This is a genomic window from Rhodococcus sp. ENV425, assembly GCF_002887785.1.
Classification (GTDB): Bacteria; Actinomycetota; Actinomycetes; order Mycobacteriales; family Mycobacteriaceae; genus Rhodococcus; species Rhodococcus aetherivorans.
Window position 1 is genome coordinate 15,674 of sequence record NZ_PCZU01000098.1, and the last position, 9,037, is coordinate 24,710.

The following is a 9,037-nucleotide window of genomic DNA, read 5'->3' on the forward strand; positions in this document are numbered from 1 at the left end:
CACTGCTCGAGCTGTTGCCCGCCGCACCGGGCGTCGCCGCGCTGCCCGACCACCTCGCCTCGCAGCTCTCCGCCCGCGAACGCGAGATCGCCGCCCTCGCCGTCGCGGGCCTGCAGGACCAGCAGATCGCCGAGAAGCTCTTCCTCAGCCGCTACACCGTCAAGCAGTACCTCAAGACCACCTACCGCAAGCTCGGGATCCGATCCCGGCTCGAGCTCACCCGCGCCGCCCTCACCGGCGAACCCGCCGACGACGGACCGCGCCCCACGACCCCGGAGCAGCCATGACCACCACCGCCCCCACTGCCGTCGTCACCGGCGGCGCCACCATGATCGGCGCGGCCGTCGCCGAAGCCCTCGCCAAGGACGGCTGGTCCGTCGCGATCGTCGACGTCGATCCCGCCGGCGGAGCCGTCGCCGACCGGCTGGGCGAGCAGGCGAGCTTCCACCGCACCGACCTCACCGACGACGAAGCCCTCGCCGGCACCGTCGCCGCGATCGCCGACCGTCACGGCGGCATCGACCACCTCGTCAACCTCGCCTGCGTCTACCGCGACAACGGGCCCGCCTCCACCCGCTCCGACTGGCTCGCCACCCTCGACGTCAACGTCGTCAGCGCCGCCGTCCTCACCGGGCTCGCGCTGCCGTGGCTGCGCCGCTCCGACCGGGCCGCCGTCGTCAACTTCACCCCCCCCTCCGCGCGCGTCGCGCAGGCCGGGCGCTGGACGTACCCCGTCAGCAAGGCCGCCATGGTCCAGCTCACCCGCAACATGGCCCTCGACCTCGCCGCCGACGGCATCCGCGTCAACTCCGTCTCGCCCGGCTGGACCTGGTCCAACGCCATCGACCAGCTCTCCGGCGGGGACCGCGTCAAGGCCGACCGGGTGGCCGCGCCGCTGCACCTGCTCGGCCGCACCGGCGACCCGGCGGAGGTGGCTGCCGTGGTGCGGTTCCTGCTCTCGCCCGAGGCGTCGTTCGTCACCGGAGCCGACTACGCCGTCGACGGCGGCTACACCGCCATGGGCCCCGAACGGGCCGATCAGCTCATGGCCGAACTCGCCGGACAGGAGTGACGCCATGACCACCCACGGACTCGATCTCCGCGACCTGCGCAACGCCTTCGGCCAGTTCGCCACCGGCGTCACCGTCATTACCGCGCGCGGTGCCGGCGCCCGGCGGGCCGGCATCACCGCGAACTCGCTGACCTCCCTGTCGCTCGATCCGCCCCTGCTGCTGTTCTGCCTCGCCAACCAGGCGCCCAGCTATGAAACGTTCTGCACCGCCGAGTATTTCGCAGTCCACGTGCTGGGGGTCGAGCAGCAGGGGCTGTCGCAGCGGTTCTCCCGGCCCGCCGAGGACAAGTTCGCCGGGCTGCCGGTCGACGAGGGGCCCGGCGGGGTGCCGCTGCTCGGCGGATGCCTCGCCCGGTTCGTGTGCACCCGCGAAAATGCTTACGTGGAGGGCGATCACACCATCTTCGTCGGCCGGGTGCGGGAGTACGAACGGGGAGAGGACGAGCCGCTGCTGTTCCACGCCGGCAGCTACCGACTCGCGGCACCCCGGGAGGCCGTGCCCGGGTGCGTCGCCCGCTCGCCGGCCGCTCGGTAGGGGCCCAGCCGCGCCGCCTGCCGCACCCGACGGCCGGGCGCGCGTCCATCACTACCCCCACGCCGAACTGTCAATTCGACATGCGAGCATGCCGGTCATGTCCGCCGGTGCCAGGCAGGAACACCGCCACCAGCAACCCCACCAGACCGATGACGGCCAGGACGACCATTGCCAGCGCGTACGCCCGGTCCGGTGAGGTCAAGCCGGCGACGAGCACGGTGCCGGCCACGGCAGTGCCCAGCGACGAGCCGAGGTTCGACACGCACCGCGACAGACCCGAGATCTCCCCTTGCCGGTCCTCGGGGAATGCCGATTGCACGACGTTCACCGACGGAGTCAGCATGGTTCCGAGGCCGACCCCGATGAGCAGCAGTCCCGGCGCGAACGCCCACGCACTGGACGAGGCGCGCACGAGTACGAGGAGAATCACGATTCCTGCCAGAGTGGCGACGAATCCGGCCATGATCAACGTGCGTTGCGAGTATTTGGTTGCCAGCCGCTCGGCTCCCAGGGAGGCGCCCAGGATGCCAGCGGTGGCCGCAGTGAAGATCACGCCGGTCTGGATGGCGTTGTAGCCCCGCACGACCTGGAGGAACGCTGAAACGACGAATGCGGTTCCCATCAGCAGCAACCATTGGACGTTCTGAGTCACCAGGGCGAGGTTGGATGTGCGGTTGCGGAAGAGGGTGAGTGAGAGCAACGGCTCTTTACCGGCTCGCTCACGAGCCCGCACGTACAGCAGGAATGACAGCACCAACAGCACACCGAGAGCGATCAGGATCACCGCCAACCTGGCGTTGTTGTCGGCTTGCAGGATGCCCATCACAAGGCACACGAGGCCGGCGGCCGACAAGACGGTTCCTCCGATGTCGAACGGTCGTGCCGGGTCGGCGGGTACCGGATCGTCTATTCCTCGGCTCAGAAAGATGATGACCCCGACGATCAGCGCCTGGAACACGAAGGCCGCGCGCCAGTCGATACCGGTGGTGATGAGACCACCGATCAACGGACCCGCCGCCGCGCCGATGCCGCCCATCCCGGTGATCACACCGAAGGCGCGTGCCCGAGAGACTGTGTCAGTGAAGAGCATCGTCGTCAGGATGTACACGGGCGGGATCAGCAGTGCGGTGCCGACCCCTTCGAGGATCGAGTTGCCGAGAATCAAGACCCCGAGGGTGGGGGACACTGCGCTGAGCAGAGCCCCGGCTCCGTAGAGGATAAGGCCCAGAACGAAACACCGTTTACGCCCCCATCGGTCCGTCAGCTTGCCGCCCGGAATCATCAACGCGGCCATCACCAACAGGAACAGGGTGATCGCGGTCTGCACGCCCTGCACCGTCGTTCCCAGATCCGTACTGATGTCGTTGATCATCACATTCATGTTCGAGCCGGCAAAGCTACAGATGAACTGAGCCAATGCCAAGGGAATCAGCATTCGTCGCACAGCGGCAGGCGGCCGGGAGGAGCTGAGGCTCTCTGTCATGTCATGCCCCTCGCAGTCGATGGGGAAGCAACAACTCGAGCATTGTTTCGCCGGTGCCTGCCGACACTGCCGCTGATCCTGCGGCTCCCCACGAGCACGCGCGGCGGGCGGATCATCCTCCGGCGGCCTCGGCCTCGGTGGCGGCGATGGCATAAGCGGCGCCGATGAGGGTCAGGTGGCTGAACGCCTGAGGAAAGTTGCCGACCTGGCGATCGCGGCCGACGTCGTACTCCTCGGCGAGCAGACCCAGATCGTTGCTCAATGCGGCGAGCCGCTCGAACAGCGTGCGAGCCTGCCCGACACGGCCGTTCAAGGCCAGCGCACTGACCAACCAGAAGGAGCACGCCAGAAACTGCCCTTCGTCGCCGGGTAGACCGTCGTCTGTCCGGGAGGTCGAATACCGCGAGACGAACCCGTCGCGCCCGAGTTCGCGGGTGACCGCGTCGATTGTGCCGGTCACCCGTTCGTCGGTGCCCGGCAGGAACCCCACGAGCGGAATTGTCAGCACGCTGGCGTCGAGCTCCTCCGATCCGTAGTACTGGGTGAAGGTGTTGCGCCGGGGGTCGAAGCCGCGCTCACACACCTCGTTGTGGATCTGGTCGCGCAGCCGCCTCCACCGTTCGGCCGGTCCGTCGAGGTTGTACCGTTCGACCAGGCGAACCGCGCGATCGAACACCACCCACGCCATGACCTTCGACTGGGTGAAGTGCCGCCGCGGTCCGCGGGTTTCCCAGATCCCGTCGTCGGGCTCGTCCCAGATCGACTCGACGTACTCGATCAGGGTGCGCCAGCGCGGCCACAGATGCGGCTCGACCCGTCCCACGGCCTCGGTACTGAGGAAGGCGACGCCGATCAGTTCACCGTAGACGTCGAGTTGGAACTGTTCCGACGCTGCGTTGCCGACGCGCACCGGAGTGGATCCCTCGTATCCCGGAATCTCGGGTAGTTCGAACTCCGTCAGTCGCCGTTCGCCGCCGATACCGTACATGATCTGGATCTTCGCGGGGTCTCCCGTACCGACCCGCTGGAGGAAATTCCGGAACGAGAACGCTTCTTCGGTGTACCCGCCGGCCAGCAGGGATTCGAGGGCCAGCACCGAGTCACGGATCCAGCAGTAGCGGTAGTCCCAGTTGCGCACCCCACCGATGTCTTCCGGCAGGGAGGTCGTCGGGGCCGCGATCAGCGCGCCGGTCGCCTCGTGGGTCATGGCTTTGAGCACGATGAGGGAGGTCAGCACCTCGTCCCGGTACGGTCCGGCGTAAGCGAGCCGGCCGCTCCACTCGCGCCACCACGCCTGTGTGCGGGCCAGCGCCGAGTCGGCGTCCTCGATCGAGGGAGGGGGACCGAAGGAGTCGTGCCAGCACAGCGTGAACCGCTCGCGTCCGCCCTCGGTGACGACGAAGTCCGCCGTCGCATTACCGTCCCCGAGTTGCAGGGGCACCGGGGTGCTCAGCCGGAACGAGTCCGGACCGGCGATGACGAGTACGCCATCGGCAGCGGGCTCGACCCACGGGGTGATCGTGCCGTAGTCCGGCCGGATCGACAGTTGCATCCGCATCGGAACCCGACCGCGCAAGCCCTCCACGATCCGCATCAGCCGCGGTGGTCCGTCACCGCGACGAGGCATGAAGTCGATGATCCGGACCGCCCCGTCCGTGGTTTCGACGTCGGTTTCGAGTATGAGCGTTCCGGCACGGTATCGGCGCGTGACGTCCGCGATCTCACCGGCCGGACGAAGACTCCAGCGTCCGTGCCGATCGTCGCCGATCAGAGCGGCGAAGCACGACGGAGAATCGAAGCGGGGCAGGCACAGCCAGTCGACGGCGCCGTCACGGCTGACGAGTGCGGCGCTCTGCAGATCTCCGATCAGTCCGTAGTCCTCGATACGCATCGCGTTTTCCCATCCTGTCGGCCGGGTTTCACGTATCGACCGCGTGGCACCCGTTTGTGCGATTCAGCGGTGGTGACGCGCCACGGCACGTCCCCTCAGTCTTCGCGCTCGAACGTTACGAGCAGCCCTTCGACACCACCGGGGCCGAGCCGTCCCTTGATGTCTGCCGAGGTGATCGCCTTCAGTCGCCATCCCTGGCGGGCCTGTTCGTTGAGGAGCCGCTCGAGTTTGTCTCCGGACATCTTGCCGCCGAGCATCTTTTCGCGAACTTCGATCACCCTGTACGTGTACACGCCGTCTCCTCGAGATGGTCGGATGGGTCCGCAGCGCTGTTTCCGGATGCCGCGGCGTGTCGAGCAGCAGACTCCTTCCCGACGAAGCTCAGACCGATCGGAGCGGCCGATGCTTCGGACGTGTTGTTCCATGCGCGCGGCACATCGCAAAGTGGTTCGGGAACTGCGCGTTGGGCTTCGCTCCGAGGAGCGGATCGCCGGAGTAGGCCCTCCATCTACACACCACCTCATTGGACCACACCGATGCAGTTGCCGGTTCGGGAAAGCGGAGGCTGGTCTCATGGCCCAGCCATCCGGAACGCCACGTCCAATCCGGCTCCGCGGGATCGACCGAGCACCAGCTCCATCAAGTGGAAGTCCGCCGGATGCTTACCTGGGGGAGGCGCCACCGGAGCGCCCCTCCTGTCCTACTCGCCGGCTTCGATGATCGTCCGGAGGGTGGTGAGTTGCTCGGGGGTGATCCCCGTCGGTTGCATGACCGCGTTCCACCCGTCGACGTACCCGGAGGTGTATTTGTGGCCGTGGCCGCCCGGGACACCGGTGGAGAACGGCAGGTCCGCGGTGACCTGCCAGAACGTCACGAACGGCATCCAGAACATCTCCTCGAGCACATCCTGTCCGGGTGGCTGACCGATCCAGTCCGGTTCGCCGAGGATCAGATTCGGGCTCCACCAGACGATCGGGTCGGACGGATGCATCAGGTACAGGACCCGACTGCCGTCCCAGGGCGTGTCCGCGGGAGGAATCTCCGTCCGGGGATCGTTGGTGAATCGCACCGTGCGCCCGTTCTGGTAGACCGGCTCGATCTCCGGGCTGCCCGGGGCACGCCGATCGCTGAATTCCCGGAACAGGGTGTTGAAGTTCGGGGGGCCGACGAACAGCGTCCCCGAGGTGCGGTTGCGCAGATCGTATTCGCCGCTGAAGGCGGTCTCGCCGCCGAACGAGCCGAGGCTCTCTCCGGCGACGAACAGCCGGGGGCGGTTGTCCTGTGGCAGTTTCGACCACACGTCGTAGACCGCGTCGAACAGATCGCGACCGGCTTGCCGGGCCTTGGATTGATCGACCAGATAGGAGATCCACGACGGCAGGTACGAGTACTGGAGCGCCACGGTCGCCGCGTCGCCACCGGTGAGATACTCGAACGAATCCACCAGCGCGGGGTCCACCCACCCGCTTCCCGTGGTGGTGATCACCAGCAGGTTCCCCCGCTGGAAACCTCCGGCACGGCTGAGGTCCTCGACCGCCGACGCCGCCCGGGATTCGGAGTCGTCGGCCGACGCCAGTCCGGCATAGGCCCGGATCGGCTCCAGGGCCGGGCGTTGGGCGAACTGTGTGAGCTCCTCCGTGGAGGGGCCGGAGCCGATGAAGCTGCGCCCCTGCCACCCCAACGACTCCCACGGCACCACCGATCCCGGTCCGCCCGAACGCAGGCCGGTCGTGGGCTGCTGTATGCCCTCCGGGGTCATGGTGTCCCGCACCGAGAACGCCGAGTTGGCGACACCGACGAGGCCACCGAGCAGCACACCCGACACGACCGCATAGACGAGCCAGGCGACCGCGAGCCACCCGACCACGGTCGCCGCGCGATGTCCGATCCACCGGTTGAGCAGAGCGGCCAGCCAGCGATACAAGCCCCGGACGCCGCGCCCGACCGCCAGGAGGAGACCGAACATCACTGCAGCCACGACGGGGGAGAGGACCACGAGCGCGACGTTGTACTCGGTGACCCCCATCAACCCGCGGATCTCGTGCTGCCAGTACTGACCGACGGCGAAGGAGCCGACGAACAGCACCGCCGCGGCGACGAGGAAGACCAGCCAGGAGCCGCGCCGCGGACGTCGAGGGCCTCGGTCGGCGAATGCGCGCCACACGAACGCCGCGAACACCCCCAACCCGTAGCCGATCGCGGCAGTGATGCCACAGATCATGCCCTGGAGCAGGCCTCCGCGTGGTAGCAGCGACGGCGTGAACGACAGGCACGCGAAGATCAGTGCGCCCCAGCACCCCGGAAGGGTGACGTACAGCAGCTTCCGGCGGCCCCCGGTCTCGGGCGACCGGCTCTCGTCGTCTCCTTCCGCGGCCTCGACGGTCGCGGCGCGAGCTCCGGAGCCGGGAAGACCTGCACCGGTGTTCGCCGTGTCGGGCGCGCCCGGCGCCGAATCGTCCTGGGCGCCGGTTCCCTGTTGTGTCATCGCTGTCCGCCTATGTGCGACCGGTCCGGGACGAGCGAGAAGCATTCCCGATTTCGCGCCAGGCCGACTTCTCGATCAGCAGGGGAACGAAGGTCCGGATCTCCTCCTCGGCCTGGTCAGTAGTAGTCGGCTCGCGGGTTCCAGGTCGAGATCGCCCAGATCACCACCACGTCGAGCGCGATGATCAGGATCGACCACCACGGGTAGTACGGCAGCCACAGGAAGTTCGCGAGGATCGACAGCGCAGCGATGACAATTGCCGACACTCGTGCCCACGTCGCGCCGCTGATCAGGGCGATGCCCACGACCACCATCACCACACCGAAGACGATATGGACCCACCCCCAGGTGGTCAGGTCGAATTTGAAGGTGTACTCCTGGCCCTGGACGAACACCTCGTCCTCGGCCACCGCCGCAATCCCTTGGAAGAACTGCAGGATGCCGATCGTGGCCATGATGACCGCGGCCCCGATCGACGTCCCCGCGGCGATGCCCTGTTTGACGGACATGCCTTCCTGATCGGCACGCACGTTCTGAGACATGATGCTCCCCTTCCGAGGCGGGATTGGTCTCGCCCAGTGTGCGCTTCGGCTCTGTTTCTCTGCAGTGGCTTCGGGCCTTTTTCCCGTTTCGAAGCGGTCACGAGACCGGCATGCGCCGGGGGCGGGTCGGTGTCCCGATGCCGCATGTGCAAAAACCGATGCGGGTTGCCGCGCGCGGACTATCGTCGAACAGGTGGTGGGTGGTGCGCCCGCCGAACACTGGTTCCGTCGCTGAAACGAGGCTCCTGGTGACCGATTCCGATATCGACGAGATGGGTCCGGTCGACTATCTCGTCATCGAGTTTCCTGCCGATCGCCCTCCCGACGGGTCGGCGCTACCGCTCCTGCGCGACCTCGTCGAGCGCGGCATCATCCGGGTGCTGGACCTGGCGTTCGTCCGCAAGGACCCCGACGGCTCCGTCGCCGGGATCGACATCGCCGAGGTCGGGCTCGAGGGCGAGTTCGACGTGACCCTGTTCGCGGAGGCCGCCTCGGGTCTGCTCGACGACACTGATTTCGCCGAAGCCGGAGCCGCGCTCGAGCCGGGCTGCTCGGCAGCCGTCCTGGTCTACGAGAACACCTGGGCCGCGCCCTTCGCGCGGGCACTGCGTCGCAACGGCGCCCAGCTCGTCGCGTCGGGCCGCATCCCGGTGCAGAGCATCCTGTCGTCTCTGGACGCCCTTGGATCTGAAAGCTGAAGTAGAGCAAAGTAATTCGAATCGACATGCCATTCGAGTACCCGAGGAGTGCACCATGCCCGGACTGCTTCGCGGAGTCGCCCGTACCGCCGTGGTGGCCGGAACCGCCACCGCCGTGTCCAACCGGGTGTCCCGGCGGCAGGGCCGGCGCTGGGCGGCGCAGGAGCAGGCTCCATACGACCGCGATGCGCAGTACCCGCCCGAACCTGCCCCGACGCCGGCCGCCCCGGCGGCGCCGGGAGGGACGGACCGGATCGCCGCATTGAAGGACCTCGCCGAGCTGAAAACACAAGGCGTGCTCACCGAGGCCGAGTTCGAGGCCGAGAAGGCC

The 9,037-nt window shown here is 67.6% G+C and carries 10 protein-coding genes; 5 read left to right on the forward strand and 5 right to left on the reverse strand.

The genetic code is table 11. The features are described from left to right. From CQZ88_RS08260 to CQZ88_RS08270, 3 genes are all read left to right on the forward strand, one after another. On the forward strand, positions 1-287 hold a 287-nt coding region (locus CQZ88_RS08260), incomplete at its 5' end, for a helix-turn-helix transcriptional regulator (RefSeq protein WP_146034279.1). Further along, positions 284-1,072 (forward strand): SDR family oxidoreductase, encoded by a 789-nt coding sequence (locus CQZ88_RS08265; RefSeq protein WP_102799575.1) that lies wholly within the window; start codon positions 284-286, stop codon positions 1,070-1,072. The genes CQZ88_RS08260 and CQZ88_RS08265, both read left to right, overlap by 4 nt. Positions 1,073-1,076: 4 nt before the next feature. Further along, positions 1,077-1,607: a flavin reductase family protein gene (locus tag CQZ88_RS08270; protein ID WP_102799576.1), complete on the forward strand. Its 531-nt coding sequence runs from the start codon at positions 1,077-1,079 to the stop codon at positions 1,605-1,607. Between the two features lie 70 nt (positions 1,608-1,677). Here CQZ88_RS08270 and CQZ88_RS08275 read toward each other — a convergent pair whose 3' ends face one another. From CQZ88_RS08275 to CQZ88_RS08295, 5 genes are all read right to left on the reverse strand, one after another. Then, positions 1,678-3,090 (reverse strand): MFS transporter, encoded by a 1,413-nt coding sequence (locus CQZ88_RS08275; protein ID WP_029542658.1) that lies wholly within the window; start codon positions 3,088-3,090, stop codon positions 1,678-1,680. Positions 3,091-3,202: 112 nt separating this feature from the next. Next, positions 3,203-4,981 (reverse strand): glycoside hydrolase family 15 protein, encoded by a 1,779-nt coding sequence (locus CQZ88_RS08280; RefSeq protein WP_029542660.1) that lies wholly within the window; start codon positions 4,979-4,981, stop codon positions 3,203-3,205. A 95-nt stretch (positions 4,982-5,076) separates the two neighbouring features. Continuing rightward, positions 5,077-5,274, reverse strand: a complete 198-nt coding sequence (locus CQZ88_RS08285; protein WP_029542662.1) for a DUF4177 domain-containing protein — start codon at positions 5,272-5,274, stop codon at positions 5,077-5,079. A gap of 407 nt (positions 5,275-5,681) precedes the next feature. Continuing rightward, complete coding sequence (locus tag CQZ88_RS08290) at positions 5,682-7,466, reverse strand: alpha/beta-hydrolase family protein (protein WP_231385878.1); 1,785 nt, start codon at positions 7,464-7,466, stop codon at positions 5,682-5,684. 116 nt (positions 7,467-7,582) lie between these two features. Continuing rightward, positions 7,583-8,008, reverse strand: coding sequence for a hypothetical protein (locus tag CQZ88_RS08295; RefSeq protein WP_006933103.1), 426 nt, complete (start codon positions 8,006-8,008; stop codon positions 7,583-7,585). Positions 8,009-8,256: 248 nt separating this feature from the next. Here CQZ88_RS08295 and CQZ88_RS08300 point away from each other — a divergent pair, with 248 nt between their 5' ends. Continuing rightward, positions 8,257-8,706, forward strand: coding sequence for a DUF6325 family protein (locus CQZ88_RS08300; protein ID WP_029542667.1), 450 nt, complete (start codon positions 8,257-8,259; stop codon positions 8,704-8,706). Positions 8,707-8,761: 55 nt separating this feature from the next. Beyond that, on the forward strand, positions 8,762-9,037 hold a 276-nt coding region (locus tag CQZ88_RS08305), incomplete at its 3' end, for an SHOCT domain-containing protein (RefSeq protein ID WP_102799577.1).